We start from the raw sequence: 19,926 nt of genomic DNA, 5'->3' as shown, positions 1-19,926 counted from the left end.
CGGAGCCGTGTCCGTCAGTCCGGGGCGCCCGCGCTGCCGATGCCGACGACGGCCGTCACCGGGTACTTCGGGTGCTTCTCGTCGGCGGTCAGCTCGCGCTGGGCGAAGTAGACCCGGCCCTGCCCCACGAGGATGTCCGACCGCTCGATGTCGGCGAGACCGCCGTCCTCGTCGGGGAGGCCGAAGTACAGGAACGGCGTCTCCTTGCCGGTGGCCGGGTTCCAGCGGATCACCGAGGAGGGCTCGATCGTGGAGTAGCTGCGCCGGAAGACCAGCAGGTCGTCCCCGCTCATCTGGAGCGGGGCCATCGGCTGCGAGGGGCGCGCGTCCAGCTTGCGGCCCGCCTTGCCGGTGCGGACGTCGAAGGCCACGATCCAGTTGGCCGCCTGGCGCAGTTCGGTGGTCTCCTTGCTGACGACGTACAGGTGGTCGCGCCCCACGACGACGCCGTCGCAGTACTCCACCTTGCCGAAGTAGCCCGCGCCGAAATCGCGTTCGCCGCACTTGGGTTCGTAGCCGGTCATGGAGACGGTGGCCAGGCGCCTGCCGGTGCCGTCGAGGGTGATCAGGTCGGTCACCGAGGTGTCGCCGGCCGCGACCGCGAGCACCGCCGGGTCGGACGAGGGCAGGAAGACGTCCTCGACCCCGCCGGCCACCTTGTACGTCCACAGGGGCTTGCCGGTGCGCGGCTCCAGCTTCTCGACCCGGTAGGTGGGCTCGGAGGACTCGCGGCCGCACTTCTCCAGGACGAGCAGTGCCCGCCCGCCGGCGAAGCCGCTGTCCTCGCAGGCGGAGACGGTCGTGCTGTTCCAGAGCTGCTTGCCGTTCTTCATGTCGTAGGCCACCGAACCCTGGCCCCAGGCGACGGCCACCACGCCCTTGGTCATGGTCAGGTTGGTGTTGGTGACGAAGGCCCTGTCGGCCGAGGGCATCGTCACCTGCCACAGCTTCTTGCCGGTGTTCACGTCGAAGAACACCACCTGGTCGCAGACGCCCGACTTCTCGGAGGAGTCGGACCGCACGGGCTGGACGACGACCGCCGTGCGTCCGTCGGCGGTGATGTGCTTGCTGGTGGCGCACAGGGGGCCGTCGAGCTTGAGGGTCCACGCCTTCTCGTCGCCCGTGGCGGCGGTGGTCAGGCCCTCGATCCGGTTGCCTATGCCCTTGGCGAGCACCTTCTCGGTGGCCCAGGTGCCCGGCGCGTACCGGGGGTCGCCCTTGACGGTCTTGGCGAGGTCCCCCTCCCGGTACTCGACCAGCAGCTTGCCCTCGGGGGTGGCCGGGGTCTTCTCCGTCAGTTCGCGGATGTCGTCGGGGCTCTGCGGCGCGGCCGACGGACGGGGGGCGGCCGCGGGCCTGTCGTCCCCCGCGGACGACAGGATCCAGCCGCCCACACCGACGGCGGCGGCCACCACGACGGCCAGTCCGCCCAGCACGCGTATGCGGCGGCGTCTGCGGGTGCGGTCCGCGGCGAGCGCGGACTGGGTGTAGGGAGAGGGGGGCGGGCCGAAGCTCACGCGAGGGAATCCCTTCGTGCGGGTCGTCACCCGGGGCCGTCGTACGCCGGACAAGCGTCGCAGGCGGTCCGGGCAGGGGTCTGCGGTGCGGCACGCGCGCGTGCCGCACCGCCGTGCGGTCGTGCGGTCGTGCGGTCGGGTCAGCCGGTCATCGAGCGCGCGGCGGTGTACACACCGAGCACGGCGAGGGCCAGCGGTACCAGGGTCAGCAGGACGAAGCCCTCGGCGATCTCCATGAAGCGGCCCCAGAAGGGGCTGAGTCCGCTGCGCGGGACGATCAGGCCGATCGCGGTGACCAGGAGGGCTCCCGCGGCGACGGCGGCGGTGAGCCAGAGGGTGCGCAGGTCGAGGGCGCCGCGGTCGCCGTGCAGCGCGAAGTCGCGCAGTGCCTCGGCGGGCGGGTGCAGGGCGAGGCCGAGCAGCAGCAGGGCGACGGCGGCCAGGCCCGCGACCAGGACGCAGGACACCTGGGAGGTGTAGCGGAACAGCCGTGCGCGCAGCAGCATGGCCAGGCCCGTCGCCAGGGCGAGGAGCTGGGCCCACACGTCGTCGGAGAAGCCCAGGACCGCGGCGGAGGCGACCACGACCGCCGCGGTGCCGCCGACCAGTCCGAGCAGCATCTCGTGGCCGCGCCGGGCCTGGGCCGCGATGTGCTCGGCGTCGAGCGGACCGGTGTCCGGGCCGTCCGAGCCGTGTGCGGGGCCGGGGCCGAAGTCGTCCTGCGCGGCCGAACGCGGCGAGGCGTAGCCGATCGGCAGCCGGGCGAAGCGGCTGGAGAGCCCCGGCAGGAAGGCGACCAGGCCGACGGCGACGGGGGCGCAGCCGGCGGCGGTCGCGGTGGCCGAGGCGTCGGCGAGGACGGCGGCGAAGGTGGCCAGGGTGCCGGCCAGTGCCGCGCAGGCGGCGGCGACGAAGGGCGCGTCCCCGCCGGGGGTGAGGGCGACCAGGGTCACGGCGGCGACCAGGACGGTCGCGCAGCCCAGCAGGAACTGGAGCTTGCCGGGGCCCTGTCCGGCGGCGGGTCCGACGATGCCCGAGCCCGCGATCAGCAGCAGCGGCAGGGCGCCGAGGCCCAGGCAGGCCGCTGCGGCCCGGTCGGCGTACACGCGGGCGCGTACGCCGGCGAAGGCGGTCAGCAGCACGCCGAGGGCGCCGGCGACGACGCCGGGCAGCCCGTGCATGTCGTGGCGCACCGGGTCGGCGTACCAGAGGACGAATCCGCACAGCAGCAACAGCAGCGCGCCCGCGGCCAGTCCGGCGGCCCGCAGCAGGTCGTCGCTCCACAGGTGCCGGTCGCGCACGACGGCGGAGGCGACGGCGTCCGAGACGTCGTCGTGGACCGCGGGCGGCAGGGACTCGGCGAACGGCCTGAGGCCGAGCACCTCTCCGTCCAGGACCCGTTCGTCCGCCAGGGTGCGGGCGCCGTCGAGGACGCGGCCGTCGCGGCGCACCAGGTGGTATCCGGTGGGGGCGCCCACGGGCTGGGTCTGACCGGTCAGGCGCAGGATCTCCGGGTAGATGTCGGCGACGGCGATGTCCTCCGGGAGGGCCACGTCGATCCGGCTGTCGGGTGCCACGACGGTGACTCGGCAGAATCCCGTCGCCGCGGACGTACTCACCTTCACTGACCCCCTGTTCGCGGATGCGCACGCTGCGGGCGTCACCCTACCGGCACGCTCCGTCGGCACCGGCCAGTAGGATCGGCGCAAAGCGAAGGGCGACCGTCGCCACGGGGGTGCCGGTGCGCGGCCGTTCGTCCGTATCGAGGGATTGATGCTCCGGTGAGCCAGATCGCCATCAAGCGCCCACCACGCACGCTACCGCCCGAAGTGCCCTCGAATGACCTGCAATTGGAGACTCCTCCCGAGCTGCCGCGCGGCCAGCAGGAGGGCATGCTGATGCAGGTCCTGCCGACGCTCGGCATGGGCTCGTCGGTGGTGTTCTACTTCGCGTCGCCCAACGCCCATCCGTTCATGCGGATCATGGGTGTGGTCATGCTGGTGTCGACCGCCGCGATGGTGGTCTCGCAGATCGTCCGGCACCGTCGCGGTACGCAAGGGCAAATGGCCGACGTACGCCGCGACTACCTCCGCTATCTGGCCCAGACCCGGCGCGCGGTGCGCCGGACCGCACTGCGCCAGCGGGACGCGCAGCTGTATCTGCACCCGGCGCCCGAGCAGTTGTGGTCGGTCGTCGCCGAGGGCAGCCGGGTGTGGGAACGCCGGTCCGGGGACGACGACTTCGGGCAGGTGCGCATCGGTCTCGGCCCGCAGCGGCTGGCCACTCCCCTGGTGGCGCCGCAGACCGCGCCGGTGGACGAACTGGAGCCGCTGTGCGCGGGCGCGATGCAGCGGTTCCTCGCCGTGCACGGCCAGTTGGACGGGCTGCCGGTGGCGCTGTCGCTGCGCGCCTTCTACCACGTGACCGTCTCCGGCGAGCCGGAGCGCGCGCAGGCGGCGGCCCGCGCGCTGGTGGCCCAGGCGGTCACCCTGCACTCCCCCGACGACCTGGTGGTCGCCGTGGTGACGTCACCGGGCGCGCTTCCCCGCTGGGACTGGACGAAGTGGCTGCCGCACTGCCAGGTGGCGGGCCAGTTCGACGGCGCGGGCACACGCCGGCTGTTCGGCGACGACCTGGGCGAACTGGAGCGGTTGCTGGCGGGCACCCTGGAGGGACGTCCGCGTTTCTCCCGGGACGGCCGGCCGCTGCTGGACCGGCCGCACGTGCTGGTCGTGCTGGACGGCGGCATGGTCCCGCCCGCCTCGGCGTTCGCCGCCGTGGAGGGGATGCAGGGGGTGACGGTCGTCGAGGTCGTTCCCGGTGAGCTGGACCAGCCGCGCGGCGATCTGTCGGTGGTCGTGCGCCCGGAGCGGCTGTTGCTCGACTCCGGCGGCGGTGTCGCCTACGAGGGCGTACCGGACGGGCTGTCGCTGCCCGCCGCCGAGGCCCTGGCCCGGCAGCTCGCCCCGCTGCGCATGGGCGGCCAGGACGACGACGAACCCCTGCTGGCCAACCTGGACTTCACCGAGCTGCTGGGGCTCGGCGACGCCTCCTCGGTGGACGTCGCCCGCACCTGGCGGCCGCGTTCGACACCGGAGCGGCTGCGGGTGCCGATCGGTGTCGGCGAGGACGGCCGGCCGGTGATGCTGGACCTCAAGGAGGCCGCGCAGGAAGGCATGGGACCGCACGGCCTGTGCGTCGGCGCGACCGGCTCCGGCAAGTCGGAGCTGCTGCGCACCCTGGTGCTGGGCCTGGCGGTCACGCATTCCTCGGAGACGCTCAACTTCGTCCTCGCCGACTTCAAGGGCGGCGCGACCTTCGCCGGCATGTCGCAGATGCCGCACGTCGCCGCCGTGATCACCAACCTCGCGGACGACCTGACCCTGGTCGACCGCATGGGCGACGCGATACGGGGCGAGCTGCAGCGGCGCCAGGAGCTGCTGCGCTCGGCCGGCAACTACGCCAACATCCACGACTACGAGAAGGCGCGTGCCGCGGGCGCCCCGCTGGAGCCGCTGGCCTCGCTCGTGCTCGTCATCGACGAGTTCAGCGAACTGCTCACGGCCAAGCCGGACTTCATCGACATGTTCATCCAGATCGGCCGGATCGGCCGCTCGCTGGGGGTGCATCTGCTGCTCGCCTCGCAGCGGCTGGAGGAGGGCCGGCTGCGCGGTCTGGACACCTATCTCTCGTACCGGATCGGTCTGCGGACGTTCTCCGCCGCCGAGTCCCGTACGGCGCTGGGGGTGCCGGACGCGTACCACCTGCCGTCCGTCCCCGGCTCCGGGTACCTGAAGTTCGGCACGGACGAGATGGTGCGCTTCAAGGCCGCCTATGTGTCGGGCGCGTACCGCGCGGGCGGGCCGGACGCCGCCCGCGACAGCCGGCCGGCCGAGCGCCGCCCCGCGCTGTTCACCGCGCCGGCCGTGCCCGTGGCCGCCCCGGCGCCCGGACCGGCGCGTCCGTCACCGGCGGCCCGCCCCGACGACGACGCGCTGGCCGACACGGTCCTGGACGTGATCGTGCAGCGGCTGGAGGGCCAGGGGGTGCCCGCGCACCAGGTGTGGCTGCCGCCGCTGGACCGCGCGCCGACGCTGGACCAGTTGCTGCCCGGTCTCGCCGTGTCCGCCGAACGCGGCTTCCGGGCGGCGGAGTCCGCGCGTCCTGGCGCCCTCACCGTCCCGCTCGGTCTGATCGACAAGCCGTTCGAGCAGAAGCGCGAGGTGCTGTACCGGGACTTCTCCGGCGCGGCCGGGCACATGATGGTCGTCGGCGGTCCGCAGTCGGGCAAGTCGACGGTCCTGCGGACCCTGGTCACCTCGTTCGCGCTCACCCACACACCGCACGAAGTGCAGTTCTACTGCCTGGACTTCGGTGGCGGCGGCCTGATGGCGCTCAGCGACCTGCCACATGTGGGCGGGGTCGCCTCGCGCCTGGACCCGGAGCGGGTGCGCCGTACGGTCGCGGAGGTGGCCGGTGTCCTGAACCGGCGCGAGCAGTTCTTCCGGACGCACGGCATCGACTCCATCGGCACGTACCGCAGGCGGCGCGCGGCGGGCGAACTGCCCGGCGAGCCCTGGGGCGACGTCTTCCTGGTCGTCGACGGCTGGGGCAACTTCAAGTCGGAGTACGAGGGTCTGGAGGCCGTCGTCCACGACATCGCGGGGCGGGGCCTGGGCCACGGCGTGCACGTGGTGGTGACGGCGTCGCGGTACATGGAGGTGCGGGCGGCCCTGAAGGACCAGATCCTCGGCCGGCTCGAACTGTGCCTCGGCGACGCGATGGACTCCGAGTTCGACCGCAAGGTGGCCGCCAACGTGCCGGCGGGTGTGCCGGGCCGCGGCCAGGTGCCCGAGAAGCTGCACTTCATGGCGGCCCTGCCGCGGATCGACTCCTCGTCCGCGCCGGACGACCTGGCGGACGCGACGGCGCGGCTCGTCCGGTCCGTGCGGGACGGCTGGCAGGGTCCCGCGGCCCCGGCGGTCCGGCTGCTGCCCCGCAGGTTCCCGGCCGACCAGTTGCCCAAGGGCTTCGAGTTCCCGCAGCACGGCATCGCGATCGGCATCGACGAGGAGAACCTGGAGCCGGTCTTCGTCGATCTCGACACCGACCCGTTCTTCCTGGTCTTCGGCGAGAGCGAGTCCGGCAGGACGAACCTGCTGCGGCTGATCGCCCGGCAGATCAGCGAGCGCTACACGCCCGCCGAGGCCCGCATCGTCGTCGGCGACTACCGGCGCACCATGCTGGAGGCGGTGCCCGAGTCGCATCTGCTCGAGTACGCGCCCATGGCGTCGGCGATGCAGGTCCACATGGACGCGGTGCGCCAGTTCATGGAGATGCGGGCGCCGAAGCCGGACATCACCCCGCAGGAGCTGCGCGACCGCAGCTGGTGGAGCGGCCCGCAGCTGTTCGTCATCGTCGACGACTACGAGCTGGTGGCCACCAACTCCGGCAGTCCGCTCGCCCAGTTGGTGGAGCACCTGCCCTTCGCGCGGGACGTGGGCGTCAAGTTCGTCGTGGCGCGCAGCGCGGCCGGTGCCTCGCGGGCCATGTACGAGCCCTTCATGCAGCGCGTGAAGGAGCTGGGCGCCCAGGGCCTGGTCCTTTCGGGCGACCCGAGCGAGGGCGACATCCTCGGCACCGTCCGGGCCCGTCCGATGCCGCCGGGCCGCGGTGTGTTCGTGTCCCGCAAGCGCGGGTCGTCGCTCATGCAGGTGGGCCTGCTCACGCAACGCCACTAGGGTTTTCGCGAAGACCTAGAGTGACAGGCCGGGTTACACGCTCCGCTCGGCCGAACGGAGCTCACGGGGAGACAACGGGGAGGCGACTGAGGTGAGTTCGCACGGGGGCGGCAGGCCGGACGGGGCGCGTCACGCACCGGACACCGGGGCGTCGTTCGACAGCCTCGCGGGGGTGAACCCGCAGCTGGCGCTGGACATCCAGCACAGCGCCATGAAGAAGTTCAAGCAGCGCGTGGACGAGCTGCTCACGGAGCTGGACACGTCCGAGGCCGCGCCCGGCAAGGTCGGCCAGGACCGCCTGACCCGCGCCCAGCTGGGCTCCGCCGACTTCAAGGAGGCGCAGTTCCTCTACGACTCCTACGCGGCCGTCCACGACGAGCTGGAGAACCTCTCGAAGGCCCTCAGCGCCCAGATCGAGGGTATGGGCCTCGCGGTCCACGCCTCACGCGTGGGCTACGCGAACCTCGACGAGGACATCAAGGCGCGGATGCGGGCGGTCAACGCGGAGGCGGAGAGGTATTACGTGGTGGGGCGGGATCCGTACGTGAGCCGGCGTACCGATGACCCGGCGTCTGCCGCGCCGGCCGGCAGCGGTGACGAGGAGGGTCTGTGATGACCGGACGGCCCGAGCGCCCCGAGCCGACACCGGCGCGCACGGACTTCGAGTCCATGACGCACGAGCAGCTGGCGACCTTGCTGGACTCGGCGACCACCGCCGGCGCGTCCCACCTCGCCGCCCGGCTCTCCAAGGCGGCGTCCACCATCACCAAGATCGGCTCCGATCTCATGGACCACGTCAAGTCCCTGGAGTGGCAGGGCGAGGGGGGCGACGCGTTCCGCGACTGGGGTGGTCAGACGGCGAGTTCGACGCTCCGTCTGGGCCAGTACGCGGAGGTGGCGTCCCGCTGGATGGGCACCGTGTCCCAGGCCATCGCCGAGGCCAAGGCCGCCATGCCCGACACCTCGGAGACGGCACGCGCCAAGACGGACCTCGCCGACGCCCACAAGACCATCACCGCACTCCAGCAGCCCGGCGTCCACAACGACCCCGACGCCCAGCAGGCCGCCCGCACCGCCCGCTCGGACGCCACGGCCGCCCAGCACCGCATCGACGCGGCACGCCACGAGGCCATCCAGCAGCTGCGGAAACTGGCGCAGACGTACGAGTACTCGGCCCAGCAGGTGAACGGCGTGCAGCCGCCTACGTTTCCGCCGCCGGCCGAGAACACCGGTTCACCCGACTGGTGGCGCGGCGACAAGACCCATGCGTCGGGCAGTTCCGAGCAGACAGGCGCCGCACTGCCAGCAAGCCACCACGTAGCCCGAAGCGGTGCGGCGGGGCCTCACCCGATGACACCCGTGGGCTCATCGGCCGTCACTGGTCAATCGCCTTCCGGTCCGGAGCAGCACCTGGGACAACAGCACCAGCCGGTCTCCCTGGACATCGACGGGCTGGACACACTTCCTCGGCAGACACAGCCTCCCGCTCCCCCGGCCACCGCAGAAACGAACGTCCCGCATCAGGGCCCGCCGATCACGGCTACGCCGCCTCCGTTGCCGCCCGCCTTCACAGGTGGCGGGCGCGGTCCCGCTCCGGTTCCTCCCTCACGCGCCTCCGCCCCCGGCCGCTCACCGCAGGGCCCCCTCGTCAGCAGGCCGGCCGGGAACACCCCTCGGACACCGCAGGGGCCCGGCATCGTCGGAGGCCGTCCTGTGCCGGAGGCCGGGCGCTCTGCGAGCAGGCTTCCCCAAGGAACCGTCATCGGCAGGGAGAACACTCAGGGGCGCGTCCCCATGGGCCGAGGCATCTCCCCGGGCGTCCCTGCCGACGGGAGCGGCCGTTCCGGCACAGGCTCAGTGGGTGGCCGGCGCCTCGCCTCGGAGACCGGAGGCCTGATCGGTAACCGCCCCGGCCAGCCGGTACGCGGCAGTGGGCGACCCTTCACCGCCGGTGGGTCCGGACTGGTCCGTCCGTCGGCGAATGCCTCGGAAGCAGCCCGAGGCTCCGCGGTGGGTGGCACCACGTCAGGCAGCCGTTCCTCGAAGCCGCGCAAGGAGCAGCAGCCGAACGGTCGACGTCCGGACTACCTGGCCGAGGACGAGGAAACCTGGACGCGGGACAGGCAGCGCCCCCTTCCGCCAGTGATCGACTGACCCGGGCCGCCGACTCCAGGAAGACATATGCGTACCAGAGGCAAGCAGACACAGTGGCGCGTGCCGACAGCATCAGTTGTCCTCGGCCTGCTCCTCGTGGCCATCGCTGCCGCACCGGCTCAAGCAGCTTCGGTCCGGGCACGCCAGTGGCACCTCGACGCGATGCACGCCGAGGAGATGTGGAGGACAAGCACCGGCCGGGGCATCACGGTCGCCGTGATCGACTCGGGTGTCGACGACTCTTTGGCCGATCTCAAGGGCCAGGTGCTGCCAGGCAAGGACTTCTCGTCGCAGCGCGGCGACGAGCACACGGACATCGGCGCCCATGGCACCGACATGGCCGCACTCATCGCGGCAACAGGCGCGCGGGGTTCCCTGAACGGCTCCTACGGGCTCGCACCCGGTGCCAAGATCCTGCCCATCCGGATGCGCTACGCGACGGAGGACTACGGACAGGGCGACAGCAGAGCGGTGTTCTCCCACACCCTCAGTCAGGCGATCCGCTACGCCGCGGACAGTCCCGCTCAGGTCATCAACATGTCATTGGGCGCTTCGAACTCTCGCGGTGAGCACGATGTGGGGACTCCTGAGCTGGAGTCAGCGGTCAAGTACGCCATCGGCAAGGGGAAACTGCTCTTCGCGGCCGTCGGGAACAGCGGGGACAAGGCCAACCTGCCCGAATACCCGGCTTCCGCACCCGGTGTCGTCGGAGTCGGCGCGATCACGGAGAAGATCAGACGGGCGCCTTTCTCCCAGCACGGCGCGGAAGTCGACATGACCGCCCCCGGCGTGGACATGTACCGCGCTTGTCTCGACGGAACCGAGATCTGCAAGGGCCAGGGCACCAGCGACGCCACCGCCATCGCCTCGGCCTCCGCCGCCCTCATCTGGGCCGCGCACCCCGACTGGACGAACAACCAGGTGCTGCGCGTCCTCATCAACACCATGAAGGGCAACGAGAAGAGCTGGACCCGTAACGACGACTTCGGCTACGGCATCGTCCGCCCACGCGCCGCCCTCGAGAACCCAGGCGATCCGGGCCCCCCTGACGAATACCCGCTCCCCGACCTCGCCGCCGCGGCATCGCACTCTCCTTCCCCGAAGCCGACCGAGTCCCCGGACGCGTCAGGCACCGACCAGGCTCACGCATCTCCCCAGGCCGCTGCGGCCGAGCCCGGCGAGAGCGGCGGCGCCCCTGTCTGGATCGGTCTGGGCATCGCAGCCGCCGTGCTGCTCGGGGGCGTCACCACCGTCGCGGTCCTGCGTGCACGCGGCCGTCGGCGGACTCCGGTACCGCCTCCGGTCCCACCCGCGTATCACCAGCCGTACGCGCAGCCCCAGCAGTACCCGCCCTACGGTCCGCCGCCCGGCCATACGGCCCCGATGCCGCCCGAAGGGGCGCCGCGACCGGGGCACCACCCATGAACGAGCGGGGCCGTATCGACCCGCCGGCCCCGGTCCGGGCGGGATCCGGGCGGTCACGGCTGTCATCGGCCCCACACCGGAGATGAGAGGCACATGTCCTTCGACGACGCATGGTCGGCGGCCCGCTCAGAGGCCGTCGCCAAGAGCTCCACACAGATCGACGGCGTCGCTCCCGGCGGCGCCGGGAGCGGGCCAGACCTCAGGCTGAACAAGCCGGGGAAGAAGGTCGCTGTCCAGTCACTGCAGAACGACATCCGGCCGGGAACGACGAAGGCCGGTGTCCACGCCGACGAGTCGTCGTCCGCGGCGGTCAAGGAGTTCAGCGGATGGGAGACCGGTGCCGGCCTCAAGGACGCGCACGCGGAATGGGAGCGTCAGGTCAAGAGCCTTCAGGCGCGGCTGGAGAAGGACCAGTCGGACCTGGAGGACACCCATCGGGACTTCCAGTACGTCGATCACGGCATCAGGAGCCGGATAGCGGGTCTGGGCGCGGGTCCCGACCCGCGGCGGGGAGCCTAGAGCGCAACTGAACGAGGAAAGTGCGGGGACGGGGAGCGGGCATGCTCAGCTATCAGGACGTAGTCACCATCAACCTCGGCACGCTCACCACGGCGGCCACCGACTGGGATGAGATGGCCGGTGGCTTCGAGGAGTTGGAGAGGCTGTATGCGGCGCAGGTGGAGTCCGTCGCCACCGACGGCGAGTGGGTGGGTCTCAGCGCCGCGGCCGCGGGCGGACAGTTCGCGTCGACCCGCAGGCAGTTCGCGGACGCGCAGACCGAGGCCCGTGCCATCGCCTCACTCCTGCGCGACGCCCACCAGCAGTTCTCGGAGCTGTGCGGCCAGGTCAAGGACCTGGTCGAAGAGGCCAGGAAGAACGACATGTCCGTCGACAGCAAGGGGGAGGCTGCCTACGACTTCGGCAAGCTGACCCCGATGCGGCACGATCCGGACTACTCCACATACGTGTCCAAGGCCAAAGCGGCCGAGGCGAGTTACACCAAGGCCATCAAGGACGCCGTACGGGCCGTCGACGACGCCGACCAGGGGGTCAAGCTGGCGCTCCACAAGGCGGCGGGCGTCAAGAGCTGGTTCGAGCGTGCCATCGGCCAGGCCGGCGGTGCGGGAGACTCCTTCAACGGCTCCGCGGTCGGTGACATCGAGATCTACGAAGCTCGCGAAGCCAAAGCGTATGCGGATCAGATTCTGGGCGGCGACAAGCTGGACGGTGCAGACCTCAGGGAGTACCAGCGTCTGCTGCGCGACAACTCCGGTGACAAGGTCTTCAGCCAGACCTTCCTCGACTCGCTCGGCCCCGACAACACCCTCAAGCTCTCCAACAGGACCGACGATCTGGCCTACTTCGGCGACACACAGAACAAGAAGGCCTACCTGGAGCTCAACGGTGGTGTATCCGACGCACTCGCCACGGCTACTCGCGTTCCCGACTTCAAGGATCCCCACGGCAAGCCTTTGCAGTTCGGGACGAAGGCGTACAGCGACGCCTTCGACTCCTGGACGAAGACGGGCGACGCGCAGTTCTACAACAGATGGCGCCAGGAACTGCGTGAGCGCGGCGACGACAAATACGACCTCCAGGCGGCGCACGACAAGATCGATGTAGGCCGTGGGCACGGCCAGCAGATCCGCGGCTATCAGAGCCTGGCCACACTGATGCAGCAGGGACACGGCTACTCGCCCCAGTTCGTCGCGGACGTCACCGATGACATGATCGCCATGGAGAAGAAGCATCCCGACATCTGGGATCTGCAGGGAGACTTCAGCAAGAAGGGTGGCGACGGCTGGTTCGCCAACGATCCCGTCGACGGCGCGCTCGACGTGATGTCACGCGATCCGGCAGGAGCCGCAGGTTACCTGGACCCGGATTCCGCCGCAGGAAAGGAGCGTTTCGAGTACCTCCTCGGGAACGGCCACGGCAGCCGCGACTGGAATGTGGTCGACACCACGAACTTCGACAATCCGAAGGTCGAGACGGCCGGCCCTGACACAGCGGACACCGACACCCGTAAGGGATTGGGCAACGCGCTCGCGGCGGCGGCCACCGGCGTCGATCCCTCCTCTCCGGCCGGTCCGCAGGGGCCGACACAGCACACGGCGGCCAACGACCGGATCTTCGTCCACGCCCTGGACGTTTTGTCCGCCCAGGGCGATGACATGCCGCCTTCCTTGCGCGACGACATGGCGAAAATCCTGACCAATCACGGTCATGAGGTGTACGTCGCGATGAGCGATCCCAGCGGGAAGCGCGATCCGGATCAAGGGCCTCGCCTCGACAACAGCCAGATCATGGAGATCACGAAACAGGTATCCCGCAGCCAAGGTTCCTACGGTCTGCTCCATGAAGGAATGAACCACGCCATCATGGATGACGTCCACAACAGTTCACGTAAACCGGAAGACACGCTCAATTCGGCCGGTTACGCGGTCGGTTTCATGGAGGAAGCCCGGTACAACGCCCTCAAGGGCGACCAGCACGACTACACCTGGGACAAGGCGTGGAGCTATCACGGCTCCGGCGCTCTGCTCAATTTCATTCCGATCTACGGCGATCTCGCACAGCGCGGTGCCGACGTGGTCACCAGCGCATGGATCATGGATGAGCAGCAGGATCAGGCGGCGAAACTGACGGGCGACAACCAAGCGACGTACGAGCTCCGCCGTCACCAGCTCAACGCCATCGCCGAGCAGTGGTACGCGACCAACTCTGGCTGGGCCCATGACCACGTCGGATACTCACAGGACGACGGGATCTACAAACAGATCGCTGCGGCCGCCAATCAGGGAAACAAGATGGCAGACGGTATTGCGGGAGACCAGTAGTGAAAAAATTGCGTTCTACAGTGGCGGCCGCCGTGTGCGCGGGGCTGCTGGGAGCAGCAGCGGGCTGCAGCGACACCAAGCTTGCCGTACCGGATGATTTCTGCCGGACCTCGGTGGATCATTCTTCCCTTTCTCCGCTCCTGCCGGGAAGCGGAGAAGTCAAGCAGACGCACGAGGATTTCGATCCCCCCCGAGCGGGATCCGCTTGTACCCTCAAGGTGGACGGCCATCTCGTCCTGTCCGTCAATGCTCTGCGATCGGACGGGAAGCCCGATCCGAGGGACTGGAAAAAAGTGGCGGACACGTACGAGTACGCCGCCGAGCGGGAGGTGACTTTCCCTGGTACCGCGGTCATCGGCAGTAACCGCGCCGTGGTTCAGGCGCTCTGCACCAAGCGCTCCGCCTATATGTCGTTCGCAGTGTATTTGTACGGCGACCGTGTCGAAAATACAGCCGCTGGCTACAAGAAGCTCCAGCGGTTCCTAGATGATTTCGTACCCCAGGTGACCAAGCGATTCGAATGCACAAAGTGAGCCGGGAGGGCAGGAAGCGGAAAGGGAGGCAACGCACGGCGTCGCCTCCCTGCTGGGGTACGGAAGGGCTGCTCAGCCGCCCATCAGCATCCGGAAGCGGGCCGCGTTGCCCTTGTCGGTGTCCTGGTAGCCGATGACCGACTCGTCCAGGAGCATGGCGACACGGCCGAGCTTCTCGGTCATCGCGGCCATCTCCTGGCTGTTGCTCTGCTGGATCGCCTCGAAGGCCGTCTTGGCCTCGCCCTGCCACTCCGCGGACCGCTGCCTGACGGCACGCATCAGCGCCTCGAGGTGCTCGTTGAGGTTCTTGACCGTGGTGCGCACATCGGCGGCGGCCTGGGTGACGGTGTCGTAGTTGACCGCTGTCCGGTCGAAGCTGCTCGACATGTTCAACGTTTCATCCTTTCCAGCGGTGTTAGCGGTAGTTGACGCCGACCTGGCCGAGGATCCTGCTCTGGACCTCTCCGGAGTTGTCGACCTTCCGGATCTGGGCGATCCGCTCCTGCTCGTGCGCGTCGAACTTGCCGGCACTCATACGGACGATCTCCTCGAGGTCGGAGAGGTTGTCCTGGATCTTCCTCAGGTTCTGGTTGATCCCTCGCTGGAGCGAGTCGAACTCCTTGCCCGCGGCGCCCTGCCAGCCCGCCTGCACCATGTCGACGACCTGGTTCAGCGAACCGATGCGCTTGCTCAGCTCGATGTTGAACTCATCGATGTGACGAGCCAGTTGCGTGACATCGTCGTGGCTGTAGTCGAGCTGCTGCTTCTCCATCGCCTCTTGCCCTCCTCTTGTCCTGAACGTGGCGACAGCCACCGGGCGGGGACTGCAGAGGGGTCTCTGAGGCTTCCGCCCGTGGGCAAGAGGTGTCAGCTCCTCCCGCGTGTGCGACGCAGGACGCTCACACCGCGCCGCCCCCGTGACGTACCACTCGCGTGGCACCGGGCGTCACTCTAATCACTCCACGAGGCGCTTCCAACTGCAAAGCGTAAGCAGTGAAGTTGGCTTGCCGGTCGGACGAGCGCCCCCGTCAGTGTCCCAGTCCCGCGCTCCCCACCCCGACGACAGCCGGGACCGGATCGGCGGGGTGTGCCTGCTCGGCGACCAGTCGGCGCTTCGCGAAGAAGACCCTGCCTTGTTCGACGAGGATGTCCGACCGGCGCGGATCGCTCAGTTCCTCCTCCGCCTGGTCGGGAAGGTGGAAGAAGAGAAAGGGCTTCGCCGTGTCGGTGCGCGGATTCCAGCTCATCACGGCCGCGGGCTCGACCCCGGTGAGGCTCCGCCGGTAGAGGAGCAGATCGTCCCCGCTCGCCCGCAGCGGGACGACCGGCTGCGCCGTGTGCCCCTCGTACTTTCCGGCGGTTCTACCTGTCCTCACATCGAACGCGACGATCCAATTGGACACCTTCTCGGTGGCGTTCGCGTCGAACGCGGTGGCGAGGAAGATCCGGTCCCTTCCCACAGCCATGCCGTCGCACACCTCCGTGGTGCCGAAGTACGTGCTGCCCGCGTAGTTGCGGCCGCACCCGGGGTCGTACAGGCCGCTGTCCAGCGGGACGGTGGCCTGGTAGGAACCCCTGCCGTCGAGGGTGATGAGATGGGTCACCGTCGCGTCCCCGGCGGCCACCGCGAGCACCGGTGGATCGGACGAGGGCAGGTACACCGTCCTGACGCCCTGGGTCACCTTGTAGGTCCAGGTGCTCCTGCCCGTGCGCGGCTCGATGCCGCGCACCTGGTAGGCGGGATCGCCCGAGTCGCCGCAGGCGACGAGCGCCAGCAGGGCGCGCCCGCCCGCGAAGCCTCGTTCACGGCACCCGGAGCTGTCCTCGTGCGCCCAGAGTCGGCTGCCGTCCCGCATGGCGTACGCGACCGAACCGTGCCCCCAGGCAGCGGCGACGACTCCTTTGGCCAAGGTGAGGTTCGTGTGGGAGATGTCCGCGGCCCCCTTGGCGGGAAGGGGCTGTTGCCAGAGCTTCTTGCCGGTGTCCACGTCGAAGACGACGACCTCGTCGCAACGGGTCCCGTCGGCGGAGCCGGCGTGCCTGCCGCCCTTCTGGACGGCTACCGCGGTGCGGCCGTCCTGCGTGATGCGCCCGGTCGTGGCGCAGATGTCACCGTCCAGTGCGAGCGTCCATGCCTCCTGGTCCGAGTCGGGCAGCAGCCGGTACCCCACGATCCTGTCGGCGACTCCCTTGGCCAGGATCTTGCCGGTGGCCCATGTGCCGGGAGCCAGGCGAGGGTTGCTTTCCGTGTTCCCGGCAAGTCCCTTCTCGCTGTGCGCGACCAGCAGTTGTCCGTCCGGTGTGTCCGGTGTTCTCTCCACCGTCTGCCTGATGTCGTCCGCCGAGGGCGCCTGCGGCCGACGGTGCTCACCGGCCGCCGCGTCGTCGGATCCGGTCGAGAACATCCACACCCCCACGCCGCACAGTGCCAGGGGCGAGACGGCCACGGCGGCGGCAACACCCGCCCTGCGGCGCCTGGCCCGGCGCTCCGCGCCCAGCGCCGAGGCGGTGTAGGCGGACGGCGGAGGCCCGAAGCTCATGAGATGCGGTCCGTTCGGCGTTCGTCGGGTCAGGTGCTGACCGGTGGTGGATGCCCGTCCCGCTTCAGGGCGGCACGTTCCCGCCGCGGCGGCGGCGCAGGTCGCGGAGGACGAGCGCGGTGCCGGTGATGGCGGCGACCAGGATCGCCGCTGTGGCGAGGGTGTAGGTGGCGTAGCGGCGGTCGCGTTCGTGGGGGGTCTCGGCGAGGGTGAAGGGGGGCACGTCGGGGAGGGGGGCCTTGGCGGGGCCCGGGTCGGGGGTGGGGGCCGAGGGCGGGTGGGCGAGGTCCGACTCCTGGACGGCGCGTACGGGGTCGACGATGCCCCAGCCGACGAAGTCGTCGTGGCCGTTGACGGAGCGTTCGGCGGTCTGCTCGATCTGGGTGACGATCTGGGCGCTCGTCCAGTGGGGGTGCTTCTCCTTGAGGAGGACGGCCACTCCCGCGACGAAGGGGGCGGAGAAGCTGGTGCCGTTGTCTGTGCACTGGCCGCCGCCGGGCACGGTGGAGACGATGTCGACCCCGGGGGCGGCGACGCCCACGAAGGGGCCGGACTGCGAGAAGGAGGCCCGTTCGTTGTTGCGGTCGGAGGAGGCCACCGCGAGGACGCCGTCGAAGGCGGCGGGGTAGGTGTTCCTGGCGGTGCCGTCCAGGCCGTCGTTGCCCGCGGAGGCGACCACGACGACACCGTGGCCGATGGCCTCGCGTACGGCGCGGGCGAGGGCGGAGGTGCCGGACAGGGGCTTGGTGGTGTCCTGGGAGATGTTGATGACCTGCGCTCCCCGGTCGACGGCGTAGGTGATCGCCGCGGCCATGGTGTCCGAGTCGCCGCTGTTCTCGGCGTCGTTCTGGCGGATGGGGATGACGGTGGCGTTGGGGGCCAGGCCGACGAAGCCGGTGCCCTTGCGGGGACGGGCCGCGATGATGCCGGCCACCTTGGTGCCGTGGCCGACCTGGTCGTTCGTGGGGTCACCGCCCTTCCCCTTGGTCAGGAAGTCGCGCCCCGCCTTCTTGTCGACGGCGGGGGCGAGCTGGGGGTTCTCGGTGTCCACACCGGTGTCGATGACGGCCACCCGCACCCCCTTGCCCTTGTCGGTGCCCTGCCACAGTTCGTCGAGCAGGACCCGCTGGAGCGACCAGGGGGTGCCCGCGATCTGCTCGGCGGGGAAGGTGCACGCACCGCTGCCGTCCAGACGGAGGGCGGACGCGGGGGCCGCGGGGGGCGCCGGGGCCATGGGGGCCGCGGCGCCGGAGCCGGTCAGCAGGACGGCCGCGGTCAGCAGGATCGCCTTCGTCGGCAGCACGCGCTCGGCACACTCCTCATTCTTCTGCGGGATTCGTTCTTCTGTGGGACTCGTTCTTCTGTGGGACTCGTTCTTCTGTGGGATTCGTCTGCGGGCTCTGCGCGATCCACGGGCTCTACCGGCGTCTCAGGAGCCTTCCACGGGCTCCTCGCCCAAGCGCGGGTCACGAACCCTGGGGGCGGCGGGCGCTGTTGGTGTCCAGGCGGGGCCCCTTCGCCAGGAACTCCGACCAGACGGCCGGCACCTTGGCGGGCCGCACGTTCTGGTAGCCGAGCTTGACCTGGGCCTCGCTGGGCTCGGGGGTGCCGTCCCGGCTCTTGCCGCTGTCGGCGCCGATGCCCGACCTGCGGCTGTCGCTGTCGCCGTTGGCCTGGACGGCGTACCGCAGGCCGGTGTCGGTGACCAGGAAGAGCGCTCCGGCGCCGGTCTCGGTGCCCTGGAGCTGGGTGTACAGCAGGCCGGTGCCCGGGGTGACGTAGGTGCCGGTGCCGTCGGCGGTGATCTCGGCCGGGTAGTCGGTGCCCGCCCAGGTGCTGAGCGATGTCGTGTTGTCGCCGCCGACGCCGCGCAGCACGCTGCACACGGTGTCGCGGCCCGACGCGGTGGAGACGTCGTTGACCTGCCGGGCGCGCCGCAGGGGCCAGTGGGCCGCCTGTCCGGCGAAGGTCTCGGGGTCGGCGGTGAAGTCCTGGAGGCCGACCGTACGCGCAGCGCCGTCCATGTCCAGCGGGGCCGTCTGCGGGGAGGAGACCAGGAGCCAGGCGGTGAACTCGCTGACGGGCTGCGCCTTTCCGGGCAGCACGACGTAGTACCGGGTGCCTTCGCCGGTCTCCGTCCTGAGGACGGTGCCGACCTTGTTCTCCTGCTCGGACAACTGGCCGGGCACATGGGCGGGCGAGCCGACGCCGTCGGGCAGCCGGGGGAAGCCGATGGGGTCGCCCGGGTGGAGCGTGGCCAGCCACTCCTTGGTGACGAGCTGCGGCTTGCGGGAGCCGACGAGCGCCGTCGTCAGCGCGTCGGACTCGCTCCCGGTGATCGCGTACGAGGTGCCCCGGGCGTCGACGAGGTAGCGCTCGCCGGTGCGGGTCCTGACGTAGAGCACGTCCCCGGCGGTGAGGCGGCGGGAGTCGTCCGTCCTCTTCTCGTCGCGCGGGGCCAGGACGAAGGTCGCCTGCTGGGTCGTCTCGCCCTTGCCGCCGGGCTGTTCGCACACGGCCCAGCGCTTGGCCCGGCCGGCGTCGTCGGCCGCGGGCAGCCGGTCGGGCGCGTAGGGGATGCCGAGGATCGGGCCACGCGGCGGCTTACCGGAGTCCAGGATCTTGTCGCCGACCTGGATGACCTGGTAGTCGGCGTCGTTCATGAGCAGGCGCGCGGAGGCGAGGTTCAGCACCGGGTGGAGCCGGGTGGTGCCGCCGGTCCTGAGGACGACGTAGCGGGTCGTGGACTGCTTGCCGACGATGACGCGGGTGCCGGGCTTGTCCCAGCCGGCCGGCGCGGTGGGCTGGAACATGCCCCAGGCGCCGAAGACCGCCATGGCCAGCGCGCCCGCGACCAGGCCCGGCACGACGGCGCGCAGCGGCCTGGGCGCGCCTTCCTCGGATCCGGACGGCGACGGCTGGAGGAAGGCCGCGAGGGTGCGCCTCTTCGCGAAGGTGTAGGCGTTGAGTTCGTCCCGCCGTGATGCCATCTCTGCCTGTGTCTCCCCGTTGTCCCCACCCGCGGGCACCCGTCCCGCCCGGCGATGTCAGACCGGCCCCCTACTATGCATGGTGTCTGGACGAACTGGAGGAGCGGGTAGGGTACCGGGGCCTCGCGGCGGCCCAAGTGCGCCGTCGCGAGCGGCGAGTTGTGAGCACAACGGGGAGAAGCGGTG

The 19,926-nt window shown here is 70.4% G+C and carries 14 protein-coding genes; 7 read left to right on the top strand and 7 right to left on the bottom strand.

All coding sequences use genetic code 11. The annotated features are described in order from the left end of the window. Positions 1–14: 14 nt before the first annotated feature. Complete coding sequence (locus tag A8713_RS23460) at positions 15–1,517, bottom strand: outer membrane protein assembly factor BamB family protein (protein WP_064535567.1); 1,503 nt, start codon at positions 1,515–1,517, stop codon at positions 15–17. Between the two features lie 140 nt (positions 1,518–1,657). Next, positions 1,658–3,136, bottom strand: coding sequence for a type VII secretion integral membrane protein EccD (eccD, locus tag A8713_RS23455; protein WP_064537667.1), 1,479 nt, complete (start codon positions 3,134–3,136; stop codon positions 1,658–1,660). 162 nt (positions 3,137–3,298) lie between these two features. Here eccD and eccCa point away from each other — a divergent pair, with 162 nt between their 5' ends. From eccCa to A8713_RS33630, 7 genes are all read left to right on the top strand, one after another. Then, positions 3,299–7,258, top strand: coding sequence for a type VII secretion protein EccCa (gene eccCa / locus A8713_RS23450; protein WP_064535566.1), 3,960 nt, complete (start codon positions 3,299–3,301; stop codon positions 7,256–7,258). 91 nt (positions 7,259–7,349) lie between these two features. After that, the gene (locus A8713_RS23445; RefSeq protein ID WP_064535565.1) at positions 7,350–7,871 is read left to right on the top strand and encodes a hypothetical protein; all 522 of its coding nucleotides are present in this window, start codon (positions 7,350–7,352) and stop codon (positions 7,869–7,871) included. Continuing rightward, complete coding sequence (locus tag A8713_RS23440; RefSeq protein WP_064537666.1) at positions 7,871–9,412, top strand: hypothetical protein; 1,542 nt, start codon at positions 7,871–7,873, stop codon at positions 9,410–9,412. The genes A8713_RS23445 and A8713_RS23440 overlap by 1 nt, the downstream gene beginning before the upstream one ends. Before the next feature lie 96 nt (positions 9,413–9,508). Further along, positions 9,509–10,837, top strand: coding sequence for a type VII secretion-associated serine protease mycosin (gene mycP, locus A8713_RS23435; protein ID WP_443069743.1), 1,329 nt, complete (start codon positions 9,509–9,511; stop codon positions 10,835–10,837). A gap of 93 nt (positions 10,838–10,930) precedes the next feature. Next, on the top strand, positions 10,931–11,356 hold the full coding sequence (locus A8713_RS23430) for a hypothetical protein (protein ID WP_064535563.1): 426 nt from the start codon (positions 10,931–10,933) through the stop codon (positions 11,354–11,356). 41 nt (positions 11,357–11,397) lie between these two features. Next, positions 11,398–13,677, top strand: a complete 2,280-nt coding sequence (locus tag A8713_RS23425; RefSeq protein WP_064535562.1) for a hypothetical protein — start codon at positions 11,398–11,400, stop codon at positions 13,675–13,677. A gap of 20 nt (positions 13,678–13,697) precedes the next feature. After that, positions 13,698–14,210: a hypothetical protein gene (locus A8713_RS33630; protein ID WP_159393116.1), complete on the top strand. Its 513-nt coding sequence runs from the start codon at positions 13,698–13,700 to the stop codon at positions 14,208–14,210. Positions 14,211–14,282: 72 nt separating this feature from the next. Here A8713_RS33630 and A8713_RS23415 read toward each other — a convergent pair whose 3' ends face one another. From A8713_RS23415 to eccB, 5 genes are all read right to left on the bottom strand, one after another. Next, a complete protein-coding gene (locus tag A8713_RS23415) occupies positions 14,283–14,597 on the bottom strand; it encodes a WXG100 family type VII secretion target (RefSeq protein ID WP_064535560.1) in 315 nt (104 codons plus the stop codon). A gap of 28 nt (positions 14,598–14,625) precedes the next feature. Beyond that, positions 14,626–14,982, bottom strand: a complete 357-nt coding sequence (locus A8713_RS23410; protein WP_064535559.1) for a WXG100 family type VII secretion target — start codon at positions 14,980–14,982, stop codon at positions 14,626–14,628. Positions 14,983–15,238: 256 nt separating this feature from the next. Next, entirely contained in the window at positions 15,239–16,750 is a 1,512-nt protein-coding gene (locus A8713_RS23405) for an outer membrane protein assembly factor BamB family protein (RefSeq protein ID WP_064535558.1), read from the bottom strand. Positions 16,751–16,814: 64 nt separating this feature from the next. Then, the gene (mycP, locus tag A8713_RS23400; protein WP_064535557.1) at positions 16,815–18,053 is read right to left on the bottom strand and encodes a type VII secretion-associated serine protease mycosin; all 1,239 of its coding nucleotides are present in this window, start codon (positions 18,051–18,053) and stop codon (positions 16,815–16,817) included. Positions 18,054–18,216: 163 nt separating this feature from the next. Next, entirely contained in the window at positions 18,217–19,740 is a 1,524-nt protein-coding gene (gene eccB, locus A8713_RS23395; RefSeq protein WP_064535556.1) for a type VII secretion protein EccB, read from the bottom strand. Between the last annotated feature and the right edge of the window lie 186 nt (positions 19,741–19,926).

It is taken from the genome of Streptomyces sp. SAT1 (assembly GCF_001654495.1).
GTDB classification, from domain to species: Bacteria; Actinomycetota; Actinomycetes; order Streptomycetales; family Streptomycetaceae; genus Streptomyces; species Streptomyces andamanensis.
Note: the sequence above shows the minus strand (reverse complement) of the source record. Positions and strands in the feature narration are given on the sequence as shown.

Excerpts from the sequence above, each read along its gene's own strand:
- A8713_RS23440 (WP_064537666.1), top strand. The coding sequence starts at position 7,871 with ATGACCGGACGGCCCGAGCGCCCCGAGCCGACACCGGCGCGCACGGAC.
- A8713_RS23430 (WP_064535563.1), top strand. The coding sequence starts at position 10,931 with ATGTCCTTCGACGACGCATGGTCGGCGGCCCGCTCAGAGGCCGTCGCC.
- A8713_RS23425 (WP_064535562.1), top strand. The coding sequence starts at position 11,398 with ATGCTCAGCTATCAGGACGTAGTCACCATCAACCTCGGCACGCTCACC.
- A8713_RS23415 (WP_064535560.1), bottom strand. The coding sequence starts at position 14,597 with ATGTCGAGCAGCTTCGACCGGACAGCGGTCAACTACGACACCGTCACC.
- A8713_RS23410 (WP_064535559.1), bottom strand. The coding sequence starts at position 14,982 with ATGGAGAAGCAGCAGCTCGACTACAGCCACGACGATGTCACGCAACTG.
- A8713_RS23405 (WP_064535558.1), bottom strand. The coding sequence starts at position 16,750 with ATGAGCTTCGGGCCTCCGCCGTCCGCCTACACCGCCTCGGCGCTGGGC.
- eccB (WP_064535556.1), bottom strand. The coding sequence starts at position 19,740 with ATGGCATCACGGCGGGACGAACTCAACGCCTACACCTTCGCGAAGAGG.